The following is a 26,123-nucleotide window of genomic DNA, read 5'->3' as shown; positions in this document are numbered from 1 at the left end:
TATTGTTTCAACTAAAATCACAAAAAAAAGCCTGCAAAATGCAAGCTTTTTTATTTTTATCGTTTTAGATTGATTACGCCAGCATCGCTACTGGGTTCTCAATGTAACTTTTCAGTGTTTGTAAAAACTGTGCTCCGGTAGCACCATCTACTGTTCTATGATCACATGCCAAAGTAACAGTCATGGTATTACCTACAACAATCTGCCCATTTTTCACAACTGGCTTTTCAATAATCGCTCCTACAGATAAAATAGCAGCGTTTGGTTGATTGATAATTGAAGTGAAAGATTGGATACCAAACATTCCTAAATTAGAAACTGTAAATGTACTTCCATCCATCTCAGCAGGTGTCAATTTTTTAGTCTTAGCTTTACCTGCCAATTCTTTTACTTTACCCCCAATTTGTGTTAATGACATTTGATCTGTAAAAGGCAACACAGGTACTACTAATCCATCTTCAACAGCAACAGCAACACCAATATTGATGTGGTGGTTGTAGATGGTTGCATTTTCTGTCCATTGTGTATTCACTTGTGGATGTTTGCGCAAGGCCATAGCACAAGCTTTCACAACCATATCATTGAATGATACTTTTGTATCTGGCAATTCATTAATCAATTTACGAGAGGCCATTGCATTATCCATGTCCATCTCTATTGTTAAATAATAGTGAGGTGCCGTAAATTTAGATTCTCCTAAACGACGAGCGATTGTTTTGCGCATCTGAGAGTTTTTCACCTCTTCAACGCTCACTTCTCCAGCAGGTACAAAAGGTTTTACTTCTGTTACAGCCGAAGCTGTTTGTGCAACTGGTGTTGCCGTTTGTGTAGGAGCTTGACTTACAGTAGTTGGTACAAAGTTTTCAACATCGCGTTTAATAATTCGACCATTTTCACCTGTTCCTTTTACTTGGGCAATATTAATACCTTTCTCTTCCGCAATTTTCTTAGCTAAAGGAGAAACAAATATTCTCCCTCCTGCTACAACTTCAGTATGTACAGGTGTTGCAACATTTTCAACTGTTTTTGGTGCATCTACAGCTGTAGCTACCTCTGTTGACGTTGCGGCCACTCCTGCATCCTTAACTCCGTTTACCAAAGCTGAAACATCTGTTCCTGCAGGCCCTAAGATAGCTAAAACACTATCAATAGGTGCAGATTCACCTTCTTGTATTCCTACATATAATAGCGTACCCGCTTCAAAAGCTTCAAATTCCATTGTTGCTTTATCTGTTTCAATTTCCGCTAAAATATCACCTTCTTCAACTTTATCACCTACTTTTTTGATCCAACTAGCCACTGTTCCCTCTGTCATGGTATCGCTCAAACGAGGCATAGTTATTACTTTAACACCTTCTGGAATAGTTGGTGCAGCAGTAGGACTTGTTTTTTCTTGTGCTTTAGGAGCTTCAACTTCAGCTACTTTTTCAGCAGGAGCTGCATTCCCTCCAAGTAAAGCAGAAATATCTTCCCCTTCGTTTCCAATAATAGCAAGAAGAGAGTCCACTGGAGCAGCTTCTCCTTCTTGTAATCCAATGTATAACAATGTACCTTCATAAAAAGATTCAAATTCCATTGTTGCTTTGTCCGTTTCAATCTCAGCAAGGATATCACCTTCTGAGATCTTATCTCCAACTTTTTTTAACCAGGCCGCAACAACACCTTCTGTCATGGTGTCGCTTAAGCGAGGCATTGTAATTACTTCTGCCATATTATTTTATTATAATCTATGAGGTAAAAAAGGATAATTTTCTTGATCGTACACTACATCGTACATCACATTAAGCTCTGGGAATGGAGACTCTTCTGCAAATTTTTCACATTCAGCAACTAAGTCTTTTACACGTTTGTCCATTGCCGCGATTTCACTTTCTGTAGCGTATCCGTTCGCTTTAATCACATCTAACACTTGCGTGATTGGATCGATTTTTTTATACTCTTCAACCTCTTCTTTTGTACGGTAATTTTGCGCATCCGACATTGAGTGACCTCTATAGCGATACGTTTTCATTTCAAGCAAAGTAGGTCCATCTCCACGACGTGCTCTTTCGATTGCCTCGTACATAGCCTCTGCTACTTTTATTGGATTCATTCCATCAACAGGTCCACTAGGCATTTCATATCCTAATCCCAATTTCCAGATTTCTGAGTGATTTGCTGTACGCTCAACCGAAGTTCCCATTGCATATCCATTATTTTCAATAATGAATACTACAGGTAATTTCCAGTTCATCGCCATATTGAATGTTTCATGCAAAGATCCTTGACGTGCAGCACCGTCTCCAAAATAACACATGGTTACTGCTTTTCTATCAAAATATTTATCTGCAAATGCCAATCCAGCACCCACAGGAATTTGTCCACCTACAATACCGTGTCCTCCATAGAAGTTATGTTCCTTAGAAAAGATATGCATTGATCCTCCTAAACCTTGAGAAGTACCCGTACCTTTTCCTAACAACTCAGCCATAATTCTACGTGGATCAACACCTAGTCCAATTGGCTGTACATGATTTCTGTATGCTGTAATCATTTTGTCTTTCGACAAATCCATTGCGTGTAAAGCTCCTGCCAAAACCGCCTCTTGCCCATTATACAAGTGTAAGAAACCTCTTACTTTTTGTTGAATATATAAAGCTGCAAGTTTATCTTCAAACTTTCTCCAAAATAGCATGTCTTCATACCACTTTAGATAAACTTCTTTTGTAATTTCTTTCATATGACTTTACTTTTCATGAGTAGGATAAACTATCCTAAATACAGACTTTGCTTAATATCCACTATACTGTGGAAAAGCAAAAATAGCACATCTACTTTAGATTGAAAAATTTATTTGAAGTATTTTAAATTATACCTATAATTCTTTATATTTTTTAAGAAAATATTTAATTTTCATTAAACATATCTCCTTAACACTAGTACTAATTTGGCATATCTCTTTTGCATCCTACCTATTATTCACAGTAGAAATAGTCTTTTTATAGGAAAGACGTATAGAGAATACTAGACGACCACTTTTTCATAATTTTACTAGAGGAAAAAGGACTTATAAATTTAGCTTTTTTACTTCACTTTTTTGCGATTAATGACAACAATCTAAGATAAAAAATAAAGCCCTTTTAGAGAATTTCTCTTCAAAGGGCTCGATTCACGCTTAAAATAAAATATTAACTTGAATAATTACTTCCATCTAGTAAACTAACAGGTAGTAATTACTATGCTCATTCTTGCCTTCTAGACTTTTTAGCGCTTTAGCTTAGAGAATAAAGAAATCCTTTTTCTCTTAGTAGCGTTTAATCTCTTTTGAATCTAAAATTCAACCCTGCGACTCTCCTTATTTGAAGTTCCTTTACCATACGCTAGATTATGGAAAGACTCAGCTGAAACTTACTCAAAAACATCTTTCCCCAGCGTTTTAGACTTGCTTCTTTCTACAGGCCTCTTTTCGAATTTGATTAAACAAAACAACTCATTTTATCTCTTAATTCCAATAAAATTAGATTAAGCTATAGTTAACACACATCAAGCTTCAGTTACGAAATCTAGTTTAATTCATACCTTTCCCCCCTTTGTTATCCTTTTTATTTTTCTTCAAGGCTTGTGATCTAAAAAAAGGAAAGAAATAAATCAGATTTTCGCCTACAAAATCAACAATTTCACATCAAAATAAGGTCTAAGTTCTCTAAAAATAAATTCCAACTAGTTTTTGATGCTTTAATACTAAAATAACATACAACCGTATAGGGAATATAGGCATTGAGTTACCACCATCTATTTTCTCAACATTCGACAATTTTAAACTAAAAAAGCCTCGTACATTGAGTACGAGGCTTTTTTTATTTTGAGCAAATTAAGCTTCTCCTTTTGGACCAAAATTGATGGGTGGAACCATTGAATTAGTACTAGTTTCATAATCCTTAATCTCACCATTTGACTTTTCAAACCTATTGATATTATCTTCTAGTGCTTGTAAGAGTCTTTTTGCATGTTGTGGAGTTAAGATAATTCTCGACTTCACTTTTGCTTTTGGCACTCCTGGCATAATGTTAACAAAATCGACAACAAATTCAGTATTTGAATGATTAATTATTGCCAGATTTGAATACGTCCCTTCTGCCGTTACTTCATCCAACTCAATGTTGAAATTATTTTGTTCTTCAGCCATTTCTTAGAAATTTAATTCTTGTTCTTGATTCAAAATATCACCATTTTCATTGGTAGAAACAAGGATACTTTCATACTCACGCATACCAGTACCCGCAGGGATTCTATGTCCAACAATTACGTTTTCTTTTAATCCCATTAAAATATCAATCTTACCAGCAACTGCTGCTTCGTTTAACACTTTTGTTGTTTCTTGGAAAGACGCAGCAGAGATAAATGACTTCGTTTGTAAAGATGCTCTAGTAATACCTTGCAAAATTGGTGTACCTGTTGCAGGCATAACATCTCTTGATATCACGATGTTTTTATCTTCGCGTTTCAATAATGAATTCTCATCACGTAATTCTCTCATTGAAACAATTTGTCCTTCTTTCAAGTTCTCAGATTCTCCTGCATCCACAACTACTTTCATACCGAATAAACGATCGTTTTCAACGATAAAGTCGCTAGTGTGAATTAATTGATCTTCTAAGAATAATGTATCTCCTGGATCTTGAATTTGAACTTTACGCATCATCTGTCTAATAACAACCTCAAAGTGTTTGTCATTAATTTTTACCCCTTGTAAACGGTAAACCTCTTGGATTTCGTTTACTAAATACTGCTGTACAGCAGAAGGACCTTGGATACGTAAAATATCATCTGGAGTAATTGCTCCATCAGATAAAGGTAAACCAGCTCTTACGAAGTCATTTTCTTGAACTAAGATTTGGTTTGAAAGCTTAACTAAATACTTTCTTACATCACCTGTTCTAGATTCAACAATGATTTCTCTGTTACCTCTCTTCACTTTACCGAAAGATACAACACCATCAATCTCAGAAACTACAGCTGGATTCGACGGATTACGCGCTTCTAAAAGCTCCGTAATACGCGGTAAACCTCCTGTAATATCCCCTGCTTTTGATGTATGACGAGGAATCTTAACTAATACTTTACCAGCCTTAATTTTCTCTCCATCATTTACCATTAAGTGAGATCCTACTGGTAAGTTATAAGAACGGATCAATTCACCATCTTTACCATAAATTAATAAAGTAGGAATTAATTTTTTATTTCTTGATTCGCTAATAACTTTCTCTTGGAAACCAGTTTGCTCATCGATTTCAACCATGAACGTTTGTCCTTGTTCGATATCTTCATAAGCAACTTTACCCGTAAACTCAGAAACGATAACTCCATTATATGGGTCCCATTTACAGATAGTAAAACCTTCTTCAACTATATCTCCATCATTTACATAGATTGTAGATCCGTAAGGAATATTGTTTGTTGTTAACAAGATACCTGTATTTACATCAAACAATTTAACCTCTGTAGAACGAGAGATAACAATGTTTATTGCTTTTCCATCGTTATTTTCACTTTCAACTATTCGAAGTTCTTCAATCTCTAAACGACCTTTAAACTTAGTAACGATTGTAGAAGTTTCAGAAATATTTCCTGCAGTACCCCCAACGTGGAAAGTTCTCAAAGTTAACTGTGTACCAGGCTCCCCAATAGATTGAGCAGCAACAACTCCAACAGCTTCTCCTTTTTGAACCATTCTAGCTGTAGCAAGGTTACGTCCGTAACATTTCGAACAGATACCTACTTTTGCTTCACAAGTTAATGGAGAACGCACTTCAACTGATTCAATAGGTGATAGGTTGATTGCTTTAGCAATTGCTTCTGTGATTTCCTCACCAGCGCCAACAATTATTTCTGAGTTTAATGGATTAATCACATTATTTAATGCAACACGTCCTAAAACTCTTTCACCTAATGTTTCAATAACCTCTTCGTTTTTCTTTAAAGGAGTCACATCGATTCCTCTTAAAGTACCACAATCTACTGAGTTAACGATAACATCTTGAGCAACATCATGCAAACGACGAGTTAAATATCCAGCATCTGCTGTTTTTAACGCCGTATCCGCAAGACCTTTACGTGCACCGTGTGTAGAAATGAAATACTCTAAAATCGACAATCCTTCTTTAAAGTTAGAAAGAATCGGGTTTTCGATAATTTCACCACCACCTGCAGTTGATTTTTTAGGTTTAGCCATCAAACCACGCATACCTGTTAACTGACGAATCTGCTCTTTAGAACCCCTCGCTCCAGAATCCAACATCATGTATACAGAGTTAAATCCTTGTTTATCTTCGCGAATATTCTTCATTGCTAATTCGGTCAACATCGCATTGGTAGAAGTCCAAACATCAATTACCTGGTTATAACGCTCATTATTTGTGATAAGCCCCATGTTATAGTTCACTGTAATATGAGCTACTTGTTGGTTTGCATCATCAATCAAATCTTGTTTTTTCTCTGGAACCATAATATCACCCAAACTGAATGATAATCCTCCACGGAAAGCGTAACCATACCCCATTCCTTTGATATCATCTAAGAATGCAGCAGTTGTAGGTACATCCGTTGTAGCTAAAATACCACCAATAATATCACGTAATGATTTCTTAGTCAATACCTCATTGATATAACCTGCTTTTTCAGGAACCACCTCATTAAATAAGATACGTCCAGCCGTTGTGTCAATAATTCTATAGGCTAATTCACCATGTTCATTATAATCTTTTGCACGAACTCTTACACTCGCATTCAAGTCTAGTTTCCCTTCATTGATAGCAATGTGTACTTCTTCTACAGAGTAGAATGTTAGTCCTTCTCCTTTCACAATTTCTTCTGGTGTAGACTTACGTAACTTAGTCATATAATAAAGACCAAGCACCATGTCTTGAGAAGGTACTGTAATAGGTGCACCATTCGCTGGATTCAAGATATTATGTGAAGCCAACATTAACAATTGAGATTCCAAGATTGCTTCAGGTCCTAGTGGCAAGTGAACTGCCATCTGGTCACCATCGAAATCGGCATTAAATGCAGTACACACTAAAGGGTGTAACTGAATTGCCTTTCCTTCAATCAATTTAGGTTGGAAAGCTTGGATACCTAAACGGTGTAAAGTAGGAGCACGGTTCAATAGAACTGGATGTCCTTTAATTACATTTTCCAAAATATCCCAAACTACAGGCTCTCTTTTATCAATAATTTTTTTAGCAGATTTTACTGTTTTCACAATTCCTCTCTCGATCAATTTACGGATAACGAAAGGTTTGTAAAGTTCAGCAGCCATATCTTTTGGCAATCCACACTCGTATAATTTCAATTCAGGTCCAACAACAATTACCGAACGTGCTGAATAATCCACACGTTTACCTAGTAAGTTTTGACGGAAACGTCCTTGTTTACCTTTTAAAGAATCTGATAAAGATTTTAAAGGTCTGTTTGATTCCGTTTTAACAGCAGAAGATTTTCTTGTGTTGTCAAATAGGGAGTCAACCGCTTCTTGAAGCATACGTTTTTCATTACGTAAAATTACCTCAGGCGCTTTAATCTCCATTAATCGTTTCAAACGATTATTTCTGATAATTACACGACGATATAAGTCATTTAAATCTGATGTAGCAAAACGACCACCATCCAAAGGCACTAATGGGCGTAATTCAGGTGGAATAACAGGAATTACTTTTAAGATCATCCATTCAGGTCTATTCTCGCGATTCAAATTCGATTCACGGAAAGCCTCAACCACTTGAAGGCGTTTTAATGCTTCTGTTTTTCTTTGTTTCGATGTTTCATTATTAGCTGAGTGACGCAGATTATAAGACAATTGGTCTAAATTCGTTGTCGCTAATAAGTCCATAATACATTCCGCACCCATTTTGGCGATGAATTTATTTGGATCAGTATCATCTAAAAATTGGTTTTCCATCGGAAGAGAATCAGCAATATTCAAATACTCTTCTTCAGTTAAGAAATCTAAGCGTTTTAATGGCTCACCCTCAACATTTTTAGCAATACCAGCTTGAATTACAACATAACGTTCGTAGTAGATGATCATATCCAACTTCTTCGATGGAAGTCCTAGGATATAACCAATTTTATTAGGTAAAGAACGGAAATACCAAATATGTGCAATAGGCACAACTAAATTGATATGCCCAACTCTATCTCTACGTACTTTCTTTTCTGTAACTTCAACACCACAACGGTCACAAACGATTCCTTTGTAGCGAATTCTTTTATACTTACCACAAGCACACTCATAATCTTTTACAGGACCAAAAATACGCTCGCAGAATAAACCATCACGTTCTGGTTTATGCGTACGATAGTTAATTGTTTCTGGTTTTAAAACTTCCCCTCTTGATTCTGCAAGAATCGATTCAGGTGAAGCCAAACCAATTGAGATTTTATTAAACCTTTTTACGGGATTTTTCTCTTTATTTCTATTCATGGTAAACTTACTTGTTAAAGTGTATGATAAAGAGTAAGCAGCATAAAACTGCTTACTCTAAAATCTATAGTTTATTCTTCTAATCGGATGTCTAATCCAAGCCCTTTTAATTCATGCATTAATACATTGAATGACTCAGGTAGTCCTGGTTCTGGCATAGTTTCACCCTTAACGATAGCTTCGTAAGTTTTCGCTCTACCAATAACGTCATCTGATTTTACCGTCAAAATCTCACGTAGTGTGCTTGATGCTCCGTATGCTTCTAGAGCCCAAACCTCCATCTCTCCAAAACGCTGACCTCCAAATTGAGCTTTACCTCCTAATGGTTGTTGCGTAATTAGTGAGTATGGTCCGATTGAACGCGCGTGCATCTTATCATCAACCATGTGACCTAATTTCAACATGTAAATAATTCCTACTGTTGCTCTCTGGTGGAATCTTTCTCCTGTTCCTCCATCGTACAAATAAGTATGTCCAAATCTAGGAATACCCGCTTCATCCGTAAGTGCATTAATTTGATCTAAGTTAGCACCGTCAAAAATTGGAGTAGCATATTTTTTACCCAATTTTTGTCCAGCCCATCCTAATACAGTTTCATAGATCTGACCAATGTTCATACGAGAAGGTACCCCTAATGGGTTTAATACGATATCAACTGGTGTACCGTCTTCTAAGAATGGCATGTCTTCATCTCTAACGATTCTAGCAACAATACCTTTGTTACCGTGACGTCCTGCCATCTTATCCCCCACTTTTAGCTTACGTTTTTTAGCAATATAAACTTTTGCAAGTTTTAAAATTCCTGATGGTAATTCATCCCCAACAGTAATCATAAATTTCTCTCTACGCAAAGCACCTTGTAAGTCATTCAACTTAATTTTGTAGTTGTGAATTAAATCAGTAATCATACTGTTTGTTTCTTCATCAACTGTCCACTGTCCTTTTGTTAAGTGAGCAAAATCTTCTACGGCATGAAGCATTTTTTGAGTAAATTTCTTCCCTTTTGGCAAGATTTCTTCTCCTAAGTCATTCAATACCCCTTGTGAAGTTTTACCATTTACAATGAAGAACAATTTCTCAACTAAACGATCTTTCAAATCATTGAACTTCACTTCAAATCTTGTTTCTAGTAAAGCTAAATCATCTTTATCTTTTGAACGCTTACGCTTGTCTTTTACCGCTCTTGCAAAAAGTTTTTTATCTAATACAACTCCTCTTAATGAAGGAGAAGCTTTTAATGACGCATCTTTTACATCTCCAGCCTTATCACCGAAAATTGCGCGTAATAACTTCTCTTCAGGTGTTGGATCCGATTCACCTTTTGGTGTAATTTTACCAATAAGGATATCACCAGGTTTAACTTCAGCACCGATGCGGATCATACCGTTTTCATCTAAATCTTTGGTAGCTTCTTCACTTACGTTCGGGATATCATTAGTTAACTCTTCGTTTCCTAATTTAGTATCTCTCACTTCTAGTGTGTAGTCATCAATATGAATAGATGTAAAGATATCTTCACGCACTACTTTTTCTGAAATTACAATAGCATCCTCGAAGTTGTACCCTTTCCATGGCATAAAAGCCACTTGTAAGTTACGTCCAAGAGCTAATTCTCCTTTTTGTGTAGCATATCCCTCACATAATACTTGTCCTTTTGTTACTCTATCTCCTTTGCGAACGATAGGTTTCAAGTTAATACAAGTACTTTGGTTTGTTTTTCTAAACTTAATTAGATTATATACTTTTTCGTCTGGATCAAAGCTAATTAAGCGCTCTTCATCTGTACGATCATATTTAATAATAATCTTCTGTGCGTCTACATATTCAACAACCCCTTCGCCTTCTGCATTAATTAAAACACGTGAATCCGAAGCAACTTGTCTTTCTAATCCTGTACCCACGATTGGAGAATCCGCACGTAATAAAGGCACAGCCTGACGCATCATGTTAGATCCCATCAAAGCACGGTTCGCATCATCGTGTTCTAAGAACGGAATCAACGAAGCTGAAATAGAAGCAATCTGGTTTGGAGAAACGTCGGTATAGTGTAAATCTTTAGGCTCAACCACAGGGAAATCACCTTCTTCTTTTACAACCACACGTTCTTCTGTAATATTACCTTCTAGATCCATCAGAACGTTTGCTTGTGCAATTAACATTCCTTCTTCTTCTTCAGCACTTAGATAGATAGGTTCATTAATGATATCCACTTTACCATTCACTACAGGACGGTATGGAGTTTCAATGAATCCCATATTATTCACTTTTGCATACACAGCCAAAGAAGAAATCAAACCAATGTTTGGTCCCTCTGGGGTTTCAATTGGACATAAACGTCCGTAGTGTGTATAGTGAACGTCACGTACCTCGAAACCAGCTCTTTCTCTAGATAAACCTCCAGGTCCTAAAGCAGATAAACGACGTTTGTGTGTAATCTCTGCCAATGGATTGGTTTGATCCATAAACTGAGATAACTGATTTGTTCCGAAAAATGAATTAATCACTGACGATAAAGTCTTAGCATTAATCAAATCGATTGGCGTAAACACCTCGTTATCACGTACATTCATACGTTCGCGAATTGTTCTAGCCATACGTGCTAAACCAACACCGAATTGTGCTGATAATTGTTCACCTACAGTACGTACACGACGGTTTGATAAGTGATCAATATCATCAATTTCAGCTTTCGAATTAATTAATTCAATCAAGTATTTAACAATCGTGATAATATCTTCTTTTGTTAAAACTTGTTTATCAATTGGGGTATCAAGATTAAGTTTTTTATTCATTCTGTAACGACCTACCTCACCTAGATTGTAACGTTGGTCGGAGAAGAATAATTTATCAATAATACCACGTGCAGTTTCCTCATCTGGCGGTTCTGCATTACGCAACTGACGGTAGATGTGCTCTACAGCCTCTTTTTCAGAGTTTGTAGGGTCCTTCTGTAATGTATTATGAATGATGGCATAATCTGCCTGATTATTGTCTTCTTTATGTAGGAGGATATTTTTAACGTTCGCCTCAATGATTTCTTCGACATTATCTTTATCTAGGACTGTATCACGGTCTAAGATAATCTCATTTCTCTCAATTGAAACTACTTCTCCTGTATCTTCATCCACGAAATCTTCATGCCATGTATTTAAAACACGTGCAGCCAATCTTCGTCCGATGTATTTTTTCAATCCTGTTTTTGATACTTTTACCTCTTCAGCTAGGTCGAAAATCTCTAGGATATCCTTGTCTCTTTCGAATCCAATAGCACGGAATAGGGTAGTAACAGGTAATTTTTTCTTTCTATCAATGTATGCGTACATTACGCTATTGATATCAGTAGCAAACTCAATCCAAGATCCTTTGAAAGGAATTACTCTCGCCGAATACAATTTAGTACCATTGGCATGGAAAGACTGTCCAAAGAACACACCAGGTGAACGGTGTAATTGAGATACTACCACACGCTCAGCTCCATTGATTACAAATGTACCGCTTGGCGTCATATACGGTATTGTTCCTAAATACACATCTTGAACGATTGTTTCAAAATCCTCGTGTTCAGGGTCAGTACAGTACAATTTTAAACGCGCTTTTAACGGAACGCTATACGTTAGTCCTCTATCAATACATTCTTCAATTGAATAGCGAGGAGGATCAACAAAGTAATCAAGAAACTCCAATACAAACTGATTTCTCGTATCAGTGATCGGGAAGTTCTCCATGAAGGTATTATATAGACCTTCATTACCTCTTTCTTCTGATTTCGTCTCTAACTGAAAGAAATCTTTAAAAGACTTAACCTGGATATCCAAAAAGTCTGGATACGCAGGAATGTTCTTTGTAGAGGCAAAATTTAATCTTTCATTCTGATTTGTGATCATCAATGGACAATAAATTTTGTTTATAATGTTTAATAAGAATTACGCACAAATTACTTTATACGCAAAATGGTTTAGGCCTTTGAGATTGCTCTCAAGACCTAAACCTAAAATATTTTGGTTAATAAGCTTATTTAAGCTCAACAACAGCTCCAGCTTCTTCCAATGCTTTTTTAAGCCCTTCAGCCTCATCTTTAGAAACACCTTCTTTGATGTTTGCAGGAACTGAATCAACTATATCTTTAGCTTCTTTAAGACCTAAACCAGTTAATTCTTTAACAGCTTTAACTACTGCTAATTTAGAAGCACCAGCTTCTTTTAATACAACTGTGAATTCAGTTTGCTCTTCAGCAGCAGCAGCGTCTCCACCACCAGCTACAACTACAGCAGCAGCTGCAGGCTCAATTCCGTATTCATCTTTTAATATCGTTGCTAATTCGTTAACTTCTTTAACTGTTAAGTTAACCAATTGTTCTGCGAATTGTTTCAAATCTGCCATTTTTTTCTATCTTTTAAATGATTTGTAAAAATATAATTTATTAATGTGCGTTCGTTTATGGAACATTCAAACACAAGAATTTTCTTATTCTTCGTCTTTGAATTGATTTTGTAGAGCTGAGATAACTCTTTGAGCTGGTGATTGTAGTAATCCAATGATTTCTCCAATAACTTCCTCTTTAGATTTAATTGCTACTAACTTATCTAATTGGTCATCCCCAATATAAACTTCTTCGTTAATATAAGCTCCTTTTAATAAAGGTTTATTGCTTTTCTTTCTAAAATCTTTGATAATTTTAGCCGGTCCGTTTGCAACGTCCGAAATAAAGATAGCGCTGTTTCCTTTTAAAACTGAAGCTAAATCCTCATAGTTTCTCTCAGAAGTTTCCATTGCTTTAGCAAGCAACGTATTCTTAACTACTTCAACTGTAATTCCAGCTTTGTTACAAGCTCTTCTTAAGTTAGTAGTAACCTCTGCATTTAATCCTGAAATATCAGCAATATAAAAGATATTAGCATCAACTAATTTTCCTTTAATGTCCTCTATCGCTACTGCTTTTTGTTCTCTAGTCATACGTAAAAATTTTTTCTACCAATTAAACTGCTTTTGGATCTAAAGCAATAGCAGGGCTCATAGTACTAGATATATGAATAGACTTAACATACATACCTTTAGCTGCTGTTGGTTTTAATTTGATTAATGTTTGAATCAATTCAGCTGCGTTCTCTTGAATCATATCAGCAGTAAAAGATGCTTTTCCAATTCCTGCGTGAACGATTCCTGTTTTATCAACTTTAAAATCGATTTTACCAGCCTTAACTTCTTGAACTGCTTTCGCAACATCCATAGTTACAGTACCAGTTTTAGGGTTAGGCATTAATCCTCTAGGACCTAAAATACGTCCTAATGGCCCTAATTTACCCATAACAGCAGGCATCGTGATGATAACATCAACATCTGTCCAACCGTCTTTGATTTTTTGTAGGTACTCATCTAGTCCAACATAGTCAGCCCCAGCTGCAGTAGCTTCAGCTTCTTTATCTGGAGTAACTAATGCTAATACTCTAACATCTTTACCTGTACCATGTGGTAAAGTAACTACCCCACGTACCATTTGATTTGCTTTACGTGGATCTACACCCAAACGCACTGCAATATCAACAGATTCGTCAAATTTTGCAGAAGCAACTTCTTTAATTAAAGCAGATCCTTCTTTTAAAGAATAGAATCTTCCTTTTTCAATTTTAGCAGCAGCTTCCTTTTGCTTTTTTGTTAATTTTGCCATTTCTTTTTTCTTTTACAATTAAAAAGGAGCTGTTCCTGTTACTGTTATACCCATAGATCTTGCAGTACCCGCGATCATTGACATTGCCGATTCAATCGTGAATGCGTTTAAATCAGGCATTTTGTCTTCTGCGATAGCACGAACTTGTTCCCAAGTTACGTTAGCAACTTTCTTTCTATTAGGCTCACCAGATCCAGATTTCACTTTTGCAGCCTCTAATAATTGAACAGCAGCAGGTGGCGTTTTAACAACAAATTCGAATGATTTGTCTTTATACACAGTAATTTGTACTGGTAAAATTTTACCGGGTTTATCTTGTGTTCTAGCATTAAATTGCTTACAGAACTCCATGATGTTAACTCCAGCAGCCCCCAAAGCAGGTCCAACCGGTGGCGAAGGATTCGCAGCACCTCCCTTAACTTGTAGTTTAACTACTTTACTAATTTCTTTTGCCATTTCTAAAAAAATTTAGCACATCTCTCTTGGAAGCAAAGATGCGTCTATGTAACATTATATTTTTTCTACTTGTGTAAAGCTTAATTCCAAAGGTGTCTTTCTTCCAAAAATCTTCACCATTACCTCTAGCTTACGCTTATCTTCATTAATGTTTTCGATGGTAGCATCGAAACCTTTAAATGGACCTTCAGTCACTTTAACTGATTCTCCAACTGTATAAGGGATCATACCTGAATCAACTTTCACTGCTAATTCATCGACTTTTCCTAACATGCGATTCACTTCAGATTCTCTTAAAGGAACCGGATTTCCTCCTCTTGTTTCTCCAAGAAATCCAATAACTCCAGTTATGGATTTTATAGCATGCGGAACCTCTCCTGTCAAGTTAGCCTCAATCATCACATAGCCTGGAAAATAGACACGTTCTGTTGTTTTCTTCTTACCATTCTTATCTTCAGAAACCACTTTTTCAGTTGGTACTAAAACTTGCGAAAGATAATCTGACAAACCTAAACGAGCAATATCGGTTTCGATATAATTCTTAACCTTATTCTCTTGTCCACTTACCGCACGAACCACATACCATTTTTTGACATTTGTATCAGCCATAATATTTTTCTCCTTATGATCTTATCCAACTATAAAACTTTCCTAACAAATCACTAAACAAACTGTCTACTCCCCAAGTAGCAAGTGCTAACACGATTGCAAAAATTGCAATAACGATTGTGTATTTTTGCACTTCAGCCCAAGGAGACCAAGTTACATTCGATTTAAGTTCTATAAAAGCTTCTGATATGTAATTAAATACCTTTGCCATGTTTATATTATTTTTGCACGGGTGGAGGGATTCGAACCCCCATCAACGGTTTTGGAGACCGCTATTCTACCCTTGAACTACACCCGTTTGTTATAAAAGCCAGCGGTTATCCCGCTGACTTTAAAAATTTATTTATACTAAATAATTAGTCTAAAATTTCAGTTACCTGACCAGCACCTACTGTTCTACCACCTTCACGGATAGCGAAACGTAAACCTACTGATAAAGCGATAGGGCTTAACAATTCAACATTGATTGTTAAGTTATCTCCAGGCATAACCATCTCAGTTCCTTCTGGTAACATGATTGTTCCAGTTACGTCAGTTGTACGAACGTAGAATTGAGGACGGTAGTTGTTATGGAATGGAGTGTGACGTCCACCTTCTTCTTTTTTCAAGATATAAACCTCAGCTTTGAATTTAGCGTGTGGTTTTACTGAACCTGGCTTACAAATAACCATACCACGACGGATATCAGCTTTGTCAATACCTCTCAATAATAAACCTACGTTATCTCCAGCTTCACCACGGTCTAAGATTTTACGGAACATCTCAACTCCTGTTACAGTAGAAGTTAATTTGTCAGCTCCCATACCAATGATTTCAACTGAATCACCTGTATTAGCAACTCCAGTTTCGATACGTCCTGTAGCAACAGTTCCACGACCTGTAATTGTAAATACGTCTTCAACTGGCATTAAGAATGGTTTTGCATTGTCACGTACTGGCTCTTCGATCCATTGATCAACTTCATCCATTAATTGTAATAATGCATCAACCCATTTTTGTTCTCCGTTTAAAGCTCCTAAAGCAGAACCTTGAACTACTGGTCCATTATCACCGTCATATTGGTAGAAAGATAATAAATCTCTAACTTCCATTTCAACAAGCTCTAACAATTCAGAATCGTCTACTAAGTCAACTTTGTTTAAGAAAACAACCATTCTAGGAATACCTACTTGGCGTCCTAATAAGATGTGCTCACGAGTTTGTGGCATTGGTCCATCAGTAGCAGCAACTACCAAGATAGCACCATCCATCTGAGCAGCACCAGTAACCATATTTTTCACGTAATCCGCGTGACCTGGACAGTCAACGTGTGCATAGTGACGGTTTTTAGTTTGGTACTCTACGTGAGAAGTATTAATTGTAATACCACGCTCTTTTTCTTCTGGAGCATTATCAATTGAATCAAATGAACGAGCTTCTGAGAATCCTGCGTCAGCTAAAACTTTAGTGATAGCTGCAGTAGTAGTAGTTTTACCGTGGTCAACGTGTCCGATAGTACCGATATTTAAGTGCGGTTTCGAACGATCAAAAATTTCCTTTGCCATGATCTAATAATTTAATCTTAGTTATATAATTAGTGTTCAAATATAATAAAAAAACCTGAGCCAATGACGGGATTTGAACCCGTGACCTCTTCCTTACCAAGGAAGCACTCTACCCCTGAGCTACACCGGCTTATGTATTTCTATATTTTTTTGTGGGGAGAGCAGGATTCGAACCTGCGAAGGTTACCCAACGGATTTACAGTCCGTCCTCGTTGGCCGCTTGAGTATCTCCCCTCAAACTGTTGTTTGATATCCTTTTCTTTGAGCCGATAGAGGGACTCGAACCCACGACCTGCTGATTACAAATCAGCTGCTCTAGCCAGCTGAGCTACACCGGCATTTTACTCAATAGAAAAAGTCCGCTATTTCTAACGGACTGCAAATGTATGTATTTTATTGATTAAAAAAAACAATTTACTATTTTTTTTGTATTAATGTGCATTCATTTTCTCTTTGTACTTCACAATCATACGCTCGATAGCATCAGCACCTAAATCAATTCCTTCTTCAAATGATTTACATGTTTTTTTTGCAATGATATCGTCACCTGGAACTAATAGTTTAACCTCAACTGTTTTATTTTCTTTCTCGTTGGTATTTTCTACTTTCAAAAATACATCTACAGAAATCACTTTATCGTAAAACTTACCTATTTTTAGCATTCTTTCGTTGATGAAATCAACTAATTTACGATCCACATTAAAATTAACTGCTTGAATGTTTACTTTCATAACTTTCTGTTTTTAAGGTTTTCTATTCTTTTTTCCTCAACCTAGGATGTGTCTTCATATAGACCTCTTTGAGCTCTTTTAGGTTTACATGTGCATAAACCTCCGTTGATGCCAAGCTTTGATGCCCCATCAGTTCTTTAATTGAATTGATATCTGCCCCATTTTCTAAGAGGTGGGTAGCAAAAGCATGCCTCAACATATGCGGGCTATTTTTCTCCTTTGTTGTTGTCTTACTAAAATATAAATTAATCACTCGATAAACAAATATTTCATCAACTTTAGCACCTCTACCATCTATTAAAAAATAGTTAATTTTCCGAGCATCTGTTAAAACCTTCTCTCTTTCTGAGAGGTACCGCTTTAAAAGTACAGCCAGGCTCTCAATGATAGGCACATAGCGAACCTTATTTCCCTTTCCAGTTATGCGGATCATCTGAGTATAGAAATCAACATCTGCTACTTGTATACCACATAATTCACTTCTACGCAATCCTAAACAGTACAGCATTTCAACAAGTACCAAATCCTTTAAAGCGTCAAACCCTTCCATGCCCTCCAATAAAGTACGCACCGCATCTACTTCCGCAACTGAAAAAGGCAATTGCAATTTCTTTTCTACTTTTAATGTTTTATGTTGTTGTAATGGACTCACCTCTACTTCTCCCACTTTCATCAAAAATTTATAGAAGGCTTTCAGCGCGCTCATTTTCCGATTGATTGACCGTTTGCTAACTCCCGACTCCATCAAAACAACAATCCACTGGCGAACTATTTCATATTTGAGTGTCAGATAGTTTTTTTCCTGATCTTCTACCTGCAATAAAAAAGCAGCAATATCATTTTGATACGCCACTATTGTATGCGAAGAATAATTTTTCTCTTTCTCCAGGTATTCCAGAAATTTTTCTAAATTTTTTTCCATAAAAAAACCGTTGTAACAAAGATACTACTTTATTACAACGGCTTTATAATTTAATCCATCGTTTAAGTCTAGATTTCTACTGAATCTCTTAAGTGTTGGATATATGCAGCTTTTTGCATTTTACCTCGTTTTACAACAGAGGGTTTGTGGAAAGCCTGACGAGATCTTAACTGACGCAATGTCCCAGTTCTGTCAAATTTTCTTTTGTAGCGCTTTAGTGCTCTATCAATATTTTCTCCGTCTTTAATTGGAATGATCAACATGTTTTCATACACCTCCTCTCATTTGGTGATGCAAAAGTAAATATTTTTTTATATAACACAACATAAAATTATTTTTTTATTTTAGTTCCTTTCAAAAACAAGCTAAACCAAGACTGATTTAAGGTCTAGCATATTACGGTCTACCATCTATATGGTATTTTACAATTCCACTCTAAGAAAAACAAGTCCTATTTCCTAATTTTACTTTCAAATCACAATCTTTCTAAAATTGCAATATTGAAATAGACTATGCGAAAATTACTAAACAAAACAATGGTTCGATTATTACTTGGTGTAGGTATAGGCCTTAGTATTGGCAGCTACTTAAATGCTCCCTTTTTACAACTCATGCTATCGATGCGACACCTGCTGGGGCAATTAATCCTCTTTTTGGTTCCATTAATTATATTGGGATTTGTTGTATCATCTATTACCAAACTTCATCGAGATTCAATGAAAATCATTGGTTTTTCAGTTGCCATTGCTTATATATCCAGTATAGGCGCAGGATTCTTTAGCAGCATCTTAGGATTCAACATCATTCCAAAATTAAAAATAGAAAACAAGGTAGATACCCTAACAGCGCTTCCAGAAATGCTTTTTAAATTAGATATTCCACCAGTATTTGGGGTAATGACTGCACTTACACTTGCTTTAATGATTGGCATTGGTATCCTATGGACAGACGCCAAGCCTTTAGCGCGTGCTTTTGATTCTTTTAAAGACATTGTACTCTTGTTAGTAAATAGAGTCTTAGTACCAATATTACCCTTTTATATATTGGCTAATTTTGCACTATTAAGCTACGAAGGATCCATTCAATCCCAATTTCCAGTTTTCCTCAAAGTGATTCTAATTGCAATTACAGCTCACTTTGTTTGGCTAGGGGTATTGTATACCCTAGCAGGTATTTATGCCAAAAAAAATCCCTGGGAAGTTTTAAAACATTACGGCCCCGCCTATTTAACAGCAGTTGGAACCATGTCATCAGCAGCCACCTTAGGAGTAGCCCTAAATTCGGCACACAAAAGCAAAATCCTCAAACCCGAAATCACCAACTTTACGATTCCCTTTTTTTCCAACATACACCTCTGCGGCTCTGTATTGACAGAAGTATTCTTTGTCATGACTGTCTCCCAAGTACTGTACGGCACAATTCCGACGGTAGGTACAATGTTTTTGTTTGTTTTACTATTGGGAATATTTGCCATTGGCGCTCCTGGAGTACCTGGAGGCACCGTTATGGCGTCCTTGGGAATTATCGCTTCTGTACTTGGTTTTGATGATGCAGGAATTGCTTTAACCTTAACTATATTTGCCTTACAAGATAGCTTTGGCACTGCTTGTAATATCACAGGTGACGGAGCCTTAAGTTTGATGGTCACAAAATATAGTGAAGGAAAGTAAGCGGTAGGTTATGATGCAGAAAAACCAAAATTTCGAGATCAATCCTTCGAATACACGGATCAATACTCTTGTATAAAGAGACCTCCAAGAATCTTTTTTACAGCTTAACTTGCTTCTTAGTCTAATCTCTCACTTTTGCACTTGATCAGATAAACAGGAGAAACAGCAGGCTACATAAATAAAAAAAACCAACCATACGGTTGGTTTTTTTTTATTTATAATACCTATTATTCTTTCACTATATGTCTAGAAATAACTAGTTTTTGAATTTCTGTTGTTCCTTCTCCAATCGTACACAATTTAGAGTCACGGAAAAATTTCTCTACTGGATAATCTTTCGTATACCCATATCCACCGTGAATTTGAATCGCATCAGTAGCAACCTTAACACATACTTCAGAAGCATACATTTTTGCCATTGCCCCTATTTTAGTCATTGGTTTATGGTTGTTTTTCAAGAAAGCTGCTTTGTGTAATAACAATTCTGAAGCTTCAATTTCTGTAGCCATATCCGCTAACTTAAATCCAATTGCTTGGAACTCACTAATTGGTTTTCCAAACTGCACTCTTTCTTTTGAATATTTCAAAGCAGCTTCATAAGCTCCTTTTGCAATACCCAATGATAAAGCTCCAATAGAGATACGTCCACCATCCAAAATTTTCATTGCTTGGATAAATCCTTCTCCAACTTCTCCTAAACGATTTGCATCTGGCACACGACAATTATCAAAAATCAATTCTGCTGTTTCTGAGGCACGCATCCCCAATTTATTTTCTTTTTTACCACTTGAAAATCCTGCTGTTCCTTTTTCAATAACAAAAGCAGTCATTCCACGTGAATCTCCTTTTTCTCCAGTACGTACAATTACAACTGCTACATTTCCAGAGATTGCATGTGTAATAAAGTTTTTAGCTCCATTTAACACCCAATGATCCCCATCCTTTACAGCCGTAGTGTTCATTCCTCCAGCATCAGAACCTGTATTGTGCTCTGTTAATCCCCAAGCACCAATCCACTCTGCTGTAGCTAATTTTGGCAACCATTTTTTCTTTTGCTCTTCATTACCAAATGTCAATATATGATTGGTACATAATGAATTATGAGCTGCAACTGACAATCCAATTGACGAATCTACTTTTGAAATTTCTTCAACAATTGTAATATATTCGTGATAGTTAAGTCCTGATCCACCATATTCTTCTGGAACAAGTACTCCCATATACCCCATTTCTCCTAATTTTTTAAATAAATCAACTGGAAAAATTTGTGCTTCATCCCATTCCATTATGTATGGACGAATATTTTGTTCTGCAAAATCTCTAATAGACTCAGCAATCATTGCTTGAGTTTCATTGTATTCAAAATTCATGGTTGTTTAATTTAATTCCTAAAGTTTCAAATATAAACTAATTATGTGCATCTTGTCAAGAGGAAAATTTTCTATTTCTCGTAATTGTTCTTTATTAACAAAATCCCCGTGCAAACTTCTATATTTAACAATCTCTTTTGCGAGATAATAGTTCAAATATGGTATATTTTTCAAATCATTAATGCCTACTTCGTTTATATCCAATTGCTCAAATGCCGGATGGCTCAAAATTGCATACTGTTGAAAGAGAAGATTGACTACTTGTTCAGACAAACCATACACAAACTTGAGTTGATCCATGTGAACATATCCTCCCCATTTATTTCGATCTTCAATGATACGTCGAGATAAAACTGGTCCTATACCACGAATCGCTTGCAATGTTTCTTCCGTAGTTTTATTAATATCTTGAACAATTATTTCACGTATTTCTTTCGTCTGCTGTTTGGGATATGCAAATCCAGTATCTCCCCTCCTCTGTTTAACGTTTTTAGGGGTAGCAAATACAAAATAAGAGCTATACTTAGCCAGCCATAAGTCTGACACCTGGGTGACACGCTGAAAATCACGCACCGAATTCACATATTGATTGGTAGCTCTAAAAGCGAGTAACCGATCAATTTCTACTGGGGTCATCTCGAGGATATACCCTTTAAAATCAGTGATAAAATTAGGATTAAAAGGATAAATAGTGTCTTTTTTATTCCTCGTTAAAAGGCGTAAACTATCCATTTGAATTTGAATTCGCTGTTGTTCTTGGGCTTGTATTTTGTATTCTACAGCTGATTTAGGCTGTTGATAAGCCAGTAAACACAAAATCCCTTCTAGAAGGATGACTCCTCCTAAGAATACTATAAACCCTCTTTTTTGAGATTGGGTATAGTAATACCAATGATACAAGTATTTATTCCATTTCATACACAATCGAGTGTTGTGTATTACTTACTAAACTTTAGTGTATTTATTCTTTAGTTACTACAAATCAAAAACAGAGCTTCTTTTTGTATAAACTAAATCTTTTAATCGCACAATAAAGGCTAAAGTCAAATAAAGAGCGAAGGCTAATCCTAAAGTAAAAAAAGACAAGTAGATAAAAAAGAGGCGAATATTCGTCACGCGAATGCCCAAACGGTCACCCAGACGGGTAGAAACCTTAAAACCGTGTTTCTCCAAAAAATAACGCAAATTATTTATCATCTTCTTGCTTCTTAGTAGTAATACAAAGTTAATCCTTTTTATTTAAAATTGCTTTACCTATCGCACAAGACAAGCATTTATTAGCTGTACAATACTGTTTTTTTAATTGTAGGATGGCTTGACTATCAAAGGCATGCTCTATTTTCACTCCTTCCTGCTTAAATAAGGTGATAATATGATTGGATTCTGCCTTTAGCTGCATACTCATCTCCATACTACTTTCCGCTTCCTCTAGATTGCCCTTGTGACTTGCCCAGGCATATTGCATCGGAATAATGGTATTTAAAATCAATAATTCTTGAAAAGAAGGCGTTAGTTTTTTTGAGGTGCGTTTGCTCTCTTTCTTAAAAGTATAATGCTTTTCCCAATAGACACTGACCTCTGCATGAAGTAGATTTGCTAAAGTTGATAAATCTCGTGCATCCAATACTTCATTGAAGCGATATTTCTGATGATATAACCAGGAGGCAAGCTGAGCCAGACGGATGGTTGGAAAATTAGTAGGGCGAAGTTTAAAAAAGTGTATTTCACCGTTATTCCGTTCTTGCAACTGGTATTTATGCCGATAGAAAGTCCATCGTTTCACAAGATTCCAATAATACGTATCTACTATTTCTTGTTCCTCACCTTTCAAAAAACCTGCCATACCAAATAGCAAGGCTTCTATATTGATTAATTCACCTCCTTCTTTCAAGACAATTTTCAGGGGTAGCGCTTTTGCAAGTTCAAAAAAGGAATCGCCATTGGTATTTAATCCGAAGCTCTTTGCAATGAAACAGAACAAAACTTGGTTCCAATTATAAGCGGTCTCCGTTAAAAGCTTTTCAATCGCTTTTGTTTTGTTTTCTAGCCTTTCAATATAAAGTGTTTCTTTCCATTTCTGCCATACAATTGGAGACACTGCATCTTTGAGTAAGGTTTGACAATTAATAGTCGCTTTAGGCACAAAAAGTTGTTCACATCGAGAAACAATTTCAGCTTGTATATATTTAGCAACAACCAAGGTAGGAATCTCAGCTCCTTTCGAATTAAAAACAGGGGTATCATACTCCCAAACTACATGTAAAATTACATTATCATATCGAGGATCCTTTTCATGGTTGTGTCGATACCAATCCGAAGAACAAAGGTGAACTTCTACATTACCTGCCCAAACCTGCCCGTCAATCCGCAGTTTAGCATTAAAAAAATCAGGCCCAGCTAACGTAGACCATTGACCGGGATGAATTACTTCAATCGCGTGGTTCTGTTCTGTTCGGAACGACCGCGTGACAAACAATTGTTTATCCCAGACATATTGTACGAAAGCTTCTTTCATAATCCTGATTTTAGTAATTCATCGCTTATACAACAACAAAAATCTAACCAAAAAAAAGGTTATACCCATAAAAAAAGGTTGGCTAATCGCCAACCTTATGTATTTTTAACTGAAGAAATTCCAGACTAAACCAAATCGAAACGCAAAGTCCTTATAGGGATAATTAGGTGCCGAATAATATTTATACCCCGACATACTGCTATTAAAGTGCTCCAACACAAAATAAATTCGAGCGGTACGCACTTTCATATCAATAAAGAAATCAAAGACGGGATAGTCCCCTATTTTCACTTTATCTTGCACATAGAAATCGCCAATTACGGGATTGTAATCATTGCCATAAAACTTACTAAAGTACGTAAAGGTTATACCGGTTTGAAATTTTAAGGCCTTGTCAAATAGTGCTCCTTTATAGTAAAAGGTATTACGCGTTAACAGTTTTGGTACATTCACGATTGCATCAGCCTGATCTACCTCTTGATAGAGGATGGTATTATCCAAACCAAATCTTCCAAATTGAATATCTTTAGAAGCTTGTAGGGATAAATAATTAATAGTGTTCCCATATTGTTTAGGGGTGACTAACAATTGCTTTGCTATACCAAATTCGTTATACTCAGGATTATCATTTGAAAAGTACAATTTATCTTTGATCACCTGATAACTTCCTTCTAATGTAACCCAAGGCGTTGTCAGCTTAGCATCAAACTGATTAATTTTTTCATTATTGAAACTATTATTCCAATTGTAATGCAGGTAATCACTTTGATACAAATAATAGTTTAGATTCCCCATGCGGCTCAACTTTTGGTATCCCGCTTGTAATCCTATATTTTCTGCTAGTGAATAATCTAAATTAGCTTGAATATTACTTGTATTATCGTTTCCTAAGGAGTTATACACCAACAGGAAAGCCTTCCAATTTTCTTTTTTATAGGTATATTTCCCACCAATTAACGTGATATTCTTTTCTAATACATTGGGAATAACGGCATTATTAATGTTAGCTATACTGTTGTATTGGTAGTTGTACTTATAAAAATCCGCATACACTTCGATTCGACCTAGTACACCCGATTGGAAAGCAGCACCTACTTTATTAGACAACGTATAGTACTTTGTTTTATTGTCAATTGACGTTTGAAAAGAGGAGCCAAATCGATCCTTCTTTGTATAGGTATTATTCAGATCTTTTTGGGTATACTCAAAAAACTTATCTTCATACGTAAATTCATGGGTCAATAGGATTCCATTGGTCAAAGAACTGTTCAATTGGTATTCGTGATGCAAAAACAAGCGTTTGCCTTTGAGTAAGGTTTCTGCATCTCTAAAATAAACGTCTAAACGCTCTCTCTTATTATAGGGTTTTTCACTTGATTCAAATAAATCTAAATCAACAATTCCCCCGTTTTCTTGGTTCAAGATATCCTGAGCGACAAAGTGGGTAAATAACACATAACGCTTATTGGGTGAATAATAACTTCCGCCTAGGCGGAAGTTCCCGGAAGAGGACAACTGACTCATATATTTCCCTAAAGAACGCATTCCTTTATAAGCAATAAACAAATTGAGGTGCTCACTTGTATTTAAGGTAATAAAGGCATCCAAACTTTGTCCTTGTTTCATCACGGTTTTATAATACAACTCCGTACGTGGGGTAGGACTCGAATGATAGGTTATGTCTTCTGCTCTCAGATAATTAAACTGCTTGGCTTCAAAACCAAAATCAGGCAGCACCTGATTTGCTGTTAGGTTGTATTTTAAAGTTGAATACGTCTGCCCTTCATTGGCAAAAGGCAGTAGACCAAAATTGTCTTTGCGCAAGTAATTAAACTTGTAGTAATTCTTTAAGGTTAAGGAAGTATCCACAGCGACCGTATCACGAAGAATCGTAATTATTTTATAATCCTTGATTGGCGCTATAGAATCTTTCTTTACTTTTTCGCGTAAACTTCTTTTCTCTTTATTTCCCGTTTCAGGGTTTTGGTTGTTCTGGTTGCCAAATGTATTATTTGGATCATTTGGATCACCAAAATTTGATGTATTACCTCGATCTAATCTCGCTGGTTGAAACTGAGCATGAGCCACTAAAGAGAAGCTCAAAAAACAGAAAACCAAGTAAAGACACTTTCGCATAAAATCTAAATTTAAGCAAAGGTAAATTTATTTTTATTATA

The 26,123-nt window shown here is 36.1% G+C and carries 21 protein-coding genes and 4 tRNA genes; 1 reads left to right on the top strand and 24 read right to left on the bottom strand.

Annotated elements, in window-relative coordinates; all coding sequences use genetic code 11:
• Window positions 1-73: 73 nt before the first annotated feature.
• The 19 genes from ACMHJ2_RS02510 to rpsU form a co-directional block, all read right to left on the bottom strand.
• On the bottom strand, window positions 74-1,711 hold the full coding sequence (locus ACMHJ2_RS02510) for a 2-oxo acid dehydrogenase subunit E2 (RefSeq protein WP_413511382.1): 1,638 nt from the start codon (window positions 1,709-1,711) through the stop codon (window positions 74-76).
• 9 nt (window positions 1,712-1,720) lie between these two features.
• Complete coding sequence (pdhA, locus tag ACMHJ2_RS02505; RefSeq protein WP_413511381.1) at window positions 1,721-2,719, bottom strand: pyruvate dehydrogenase (acetyl-transferring) E1 component subunit alpha; 999 nt, start codon at window positions 2,717-2,719, stop codon at window positions 1,721-1,723.
• 1,131 nt (window positions 2,720-3,850) lie between these two features.
• Entirely contained in the window at window positions 3,851-4,165 is a 315-nt protein-coding gene (locus tag ACMHJ2_RS02500) for a DUF3467 domain-containing protein (protein ID WP_413511380.1), read from the bottom strand.
• Between the two features lie 3 nt (window positions 4,166-4,168).
• Window positions 4,169-8,464: a DNA-directed RNA polymerase subunit beta' gene (gene rpoC, locus ACMHJ2_RS02495; RefSeq protein WP_413511379.1), complete on the bottom strand. Its 4,296-nt coding sequence runs from the start codon at window positions 8,462-8,464 to the stop codon at window positions 4,169-4,171.
• 71 nt (window positions 8,465-8,535) lie between these two features.
• The gene (gene rpoB, locus ACMHJ2_RS02490; protein WP_413511378.1) at window positions 8,536-12,348 is read right to left on the bottom strand and encodes a DNA-directed RNA polymerase subunit beta; all 3,813 of its coding nucleotides are present in this window, start codon (window positions 12,346-12,348) and stop codon (window positions 8,536-8,538) included.
• Window positions 12,349-12,475: 127 nt separating this feature from the next.
• Window positions 12,476-12,844 (bottom strand): 50S ribosomal protein L7/L12, encoded by a 369-nt coding sequence (gene rplL / locus ACMHJ2_RS02485; RefSeq protein WP_413511377.1) that lies wholly within the window; start codon window positions 12,842-12,844, stop codon window positions 12,476-12,478.
• An 84-nt stretch (window positions 12,845-12,928) separates the two neighbouring features.
• A complete protein-coding gene (rplJ, locus tag ACMHJ2_RS02480) occupies window positions 12,929-13,417 on the bottom strand; it encodes a 50S ribosomal protein L10 (RefSeq protein ID WP_413511376.1) in 489 nt (162 codons plus the stop codon).
• Between the two features lie 22 nt (window positions 13,418-13,439).
• Window positions 13,440-14,129, bottom strand: coding sequence for a 50S ribosomal protein L1 (gene rplA, locus ACMHJ2_RS02475; RefSeq protein WP_413511375.1), 690 nt, complete (start codon window positions 14,127-14,129; stop codon window positions 13,440-13,442).
• An 18-nt stretch (window positions 14,130-14,147) separates the two neighbouring features.
• Complete coding sequence (gene rplK / locus ACMHJ2_RS02470) at window positions 14,148-14,585, bottom strand: 50S ribosomal protein L11 (protein ID WP_413511374.1); 438 nt, start codon at window positions 14,583-14,585, stop codon at window positions 14,148-14,150.
• 54 nt (window positions 14,586-14,639) lie between these two features.
• Window positions 14,640-15,194, bottom strand: a complete 555-nt coding sequence (nusG, locus tag ACMHJ2_RS02465; protein ID WP_413511373.1) for a transcription termination/antitermination protein NusG — start codon at window positions 15,192-15,194, stop codon at window positions 14,640-14,642.
• Between the two features lie 13 nt (window positions 15,195-15,207).
• Window positions 15,208-15,405 (bottom strand): preprotein translocase subunit SecE, encoded by a 198-nt coding sequence (secE, locus tag ACMHJ2_RS02460; RefSeq protein ID WP_413511372.1) that lies wholly within the window; start codon window positions 15,403-15,405, stop codon window positions 15,208-15,210.
• A gap of 16 nt (window positions 15,406-15,421) precedes the next feature.
• Window positions 15,422-15,492: transfer RNA gene (locus ACMHJ2_RS02455), tRNA-Trp, on the bottom strand.
• A gap of 58 nt (window positions 15,493-15,550) precedes the next feature.
• Window positions 15,551-16,738, bottom strand: coding sequence for an elongation factor Tu (gene tuf / locus ACMHJ2_RS02450; RefSeq protein WP_413511371.1), 1,188 nt, complete (start codon window positions 16,736-16,738; stop codon window positions 15,551-15,553).
• A 58-nt stretch (window positions 16,739-16,796) separates the two neighbouring features.
• Window positions 16,797-16,868, bottom strand: a tRNA-Thr gene (locus ACMHJ2_RS02445).
• 23 nt (window positions 16,869-16,891) lie between these two features.
• Window positions 16,892-16,972: transfer RNA gene (locus ACMHJ2_RS02440), tRNA-Tyr, on the bottom strand.
• Window positions 16,973-17,002: 30 nt separating this feature from the next.
• Window positions 17,003-17,076, bottom strand: a tRNA-Thr gene (locus ACMHJ2_RS02435).
• 93 nt (window positions 17,077-17,169) lie between these two features.
• Window positions 17,170-17,469, bottom strand: a complete 300-nt coding sequence (gene hpf, locus ACMHJ2_RS02430; RefSeq protein ID WP_413511370.1) for a ribosome hibernation-promoting factor, HPF/YfiA family — start codon at window positions 17,467-17,469, stop codon at window positions 17,170-17,172.
• Between the two features lie 22 nt (window positions 17,470-17,491).
• Window positions 17,492-18,391 carry a tyrosine-type recombinase/integrase gene (locus ACMHJ2_RS02425; protein ID WP_413511369.1) on the bottom strand — a complete coding sequence of 300 codons (900 nt, stop codon included), beginning with the start codon at window positions 18,389-18,391 and terminating at the stop codon, window positions 17,492-17,494.
• A 68-nt stretch (window positions 18,392-18,459) separates the two neighbouring features.
• Entirely contained in the window at window positions 18,460-18,654 is a 195-nt protein-coding gene (gene rpsU, locus ACMHJ2_RS02420) for a 30S ribosomal protein S21 (RefSeq protein ID WP_413511368.1), read from the bottom strand.
• Between the two features lie 249 nt (window positions 18,655-18,903).
• On the opposite strand from rpsU, the gene ACMHJ2_RS02415 reads away from it, so the two are divergent.
• On the top strand, window positions 18,904-20,061 hold the full coding sequence (locus tag ACMHJ2_RS02415; protein WP_413511367.1) for a dicarboxylate/amino acid:cation symporter: 1,158 nt from the start codon (window positions 18,904-18,906) through the stop codon (window positions 20,059-20,061).
• A 227-nt stretch (window positions 20,062-20,288) separates the two neighbouring features.
• On the opposite strand, the gene ACMHJ2_RS02410 is transcribed toward ACMHJ2_RS02415, so the two are convergent.
• From ACMHJ2_RS02410 to ACMHJ2_RS02390, 5 genes are all read right to left on the bottom strand, one after another.
• Window positions 20,289-21,431 (bottom strand): acyl-CoA dehydrogenase family protein, encoded by a 1,143-nt coding sequence (locus ACMHJ2_RS02410; protein WP_413511366.1) that lies wholly within the window; start codon window positions 21,429-21,431, stop codon window positions 20,289-20,291.
• An 18-nt stretch (window positions 21,432-21,449) separates the two neighbouring features.
• On the bottom strand, window positions 21,450-22,349 hold the full coding sequence (locus ACMHJ2_RS02405) for a ComEA family DNA-binding protein (RefSeq protein WP_413511365.1): 900 nt from the start codon (window positions 22,347-22,349) through the stop codon (window positions 21,450-21,452).
• A gap of 57 nt (window positions 22,350-22,406) precedes the next feature.
• Window positions 22,407-22,628, bottom strand: coding sequence for a PspC domain-containing protein (locus ACMHJ2_RS02400; RefSeq protein WP_413511364.1), 222 nt, complete (start codon window positions 22,626-22,628; stop codon window positions 22,407-22,409).
• Between the two features lie 28 nt (window positions 22,629-22,656).
• Window positions 22,657-23,946 (bottom strand): DUF2851 family protein, encoded by a 1,290-nt coding sequence (locus ACMHJ2_RS02395; protein ID WP_413511363.1) that lies wholly within the window; start codon window positions 23,944-23,946, stop codon window positions 22,657-22,659.
• A 105-nt stretch (window positions 23,947-24,051) separates the two neighbouring features.
• Window positions 24,052-26,082 carry a putative porin gene (locus tag ACMHJ2_RS02390; protein WP_413511362.1) on the bottom strand — a complete coding sequence of 677 codons (2,031 nt, stop codon included), beginning with the start codon at window positions 26,080-26,082 and terminating at the stop codon, window positions 24,052-24,054.
• Window positions 26,083-26,123: the final 41 nt, after the last annotated feature.

It is taken from the genome of Myroides odoratus (assembly GCF_965118575.1).
In the GTDB taxonomy this organism is placed as follows: Bacteria; Bacteroidota; Bacteroidia; order Flavobacteriales; family Flavobacteriaceae; genus Flavobacterium; species Flavobacterium odoratum_B.
Note: the sequence above shows the minus strand (reverse complement) of the source record. Positions and strands in the feature narration are given on the sequence as shown.

Coding starts and splice junctions, on each gene's coding strand:
- rplA (WP_413511375.1), bottom strand. CDS start 14,129: ATGGCAAAATTAACAAAAAAGCAAAAGGAAGCTGCTGCTAAAATTGAA.
- ACMHJ2_RS02410 (WP_413511366.1), bottom strand. CDS start 21,431: ATGAATTTTGAATACAATGAAACTCAAGCAATGATTGCTGAGTCTATT.
- nusG (WP_413511373.1), bottom strand. CDS start 15,194: ATGGCTGATACAAATGTCAAAAAATGGTATGTGGTTCGTGCGGTAAGT.
- secE (WP_413511372.1), bottom strand. CDS start 15,405: ATGGCAAAGGTATTTAATTACATATCAGAAGCTTTTATAGAACTTAAA.
- ACMHJ2_RS02425 (WP_413511369.1), bottom strand. CDS start 18,391: ATGGAAAAAAATTTAGAAAAATTTCTGGAATACCTGGAGAAAGAGAAA.
- rplK (WP_413511374.1), bottom strand. CDS start 14,585: ATGGCAAAAGAAATTAGTAAAGTAGTTAAACTACAAGTTAAGGGAGGT.
- ACMHJ2_RS02500 (WP_413511380.1), bottom strand. CDS start 4,165: ATGGCTGAAGAACAAAATAATTTCAACATTGAGTTGGATGAAGTAACG.
- ACMHJ2_RS02510 (WP_413511382.1), bottom strand. CDS start 1,711: ATGGCAGAAGTAATTACAATGCCTCGCTTAAGCGACACCATGACAGAA.
- ACMHJ2_RS02415 (WP_413511367.1), top strand. CDS start 18,904: ATGCGAAAATTACTAAACAAAACAATGGTTCGATTATTACTTGGTGTA.
- ACMHJ2_RS02400 (WP_413511364.1), bottom strand. CDS start 22,628: ATGATAAATAATTTGCGTTATTTTTTGGAGAAACACGGTTTTAAGGTT.
- ACMHJ2_RS02390 (WP_413511362.1), bottom strand. CDS start 26,082: ATGCGAAAGTGTCTTTACTTGGTTTTCTGTTTTTTGAGCTTCTCTTTA.
- ACMHJ2_RS02395 (WP_413511363.1), bottom strand. CDS start 23,946: ATGAAAGAAGCTTTCGTACAATATGTCTGGGATAAACAATTGTTTGTC.
- hpf (WP_413511370.1), bottom strand. CDS start 17,469: ATGAAAGTAAACATTCAAGCAGTTAATTTTAATGTGGATCGTAAATTA.
- pdhA (WP_413511381.1), bottom strand. CDS start 2,719: ATGAAAGAAATTACAAAAGAAGTTTATCTAAAGTGGTATGAAGACATG.
- rpoC (WP_413511379.1), bottom strand. CDS start 8,464: ATGAATAGAAATAAAGAGAAAAATCCCGTAAAAAGGTTTAATAAAATC.
- rplL (WP_413511377.1), bottom strand. CDS start 12,844: ATGGCAGATTTGAAACAATTCGCAGAACAATTGGTTAACTTAACAGTT.
- rpoB (WP_413511378.1), bottom strand. CDS start 12,348: ATGATCACAAATCAGAATGAAAGATTAAATTTTGCCTCTACAAAGAAC.
- rplJ (WP_413511376.1), bottom strand. CDS start 13,417: ATGACTAGAGAACAAAAAGCAGTAGCGATAGAGGACATTAAAGGAAAA.
- rpsU (WP_413511368.1), bottom strand. CDS start 18,654: ATGTTGATCATTCCAATTAAAGACGGAGAAAATATTGATAGAGCACTA.
- tuf (WP_413511371.1), bottom strand. CDS start 16,738: ATGGCAAAGGAAATTTTTGATCGTTCGAAACCGCACTTAAATATCGGT.
- ACMHJ2_RS02405 (WP_413511365.1), bottom strand. CDS start 22,349: ATGAAATGGAATAAATACTTGTATCATTGGTATTACTATACCCAATCT.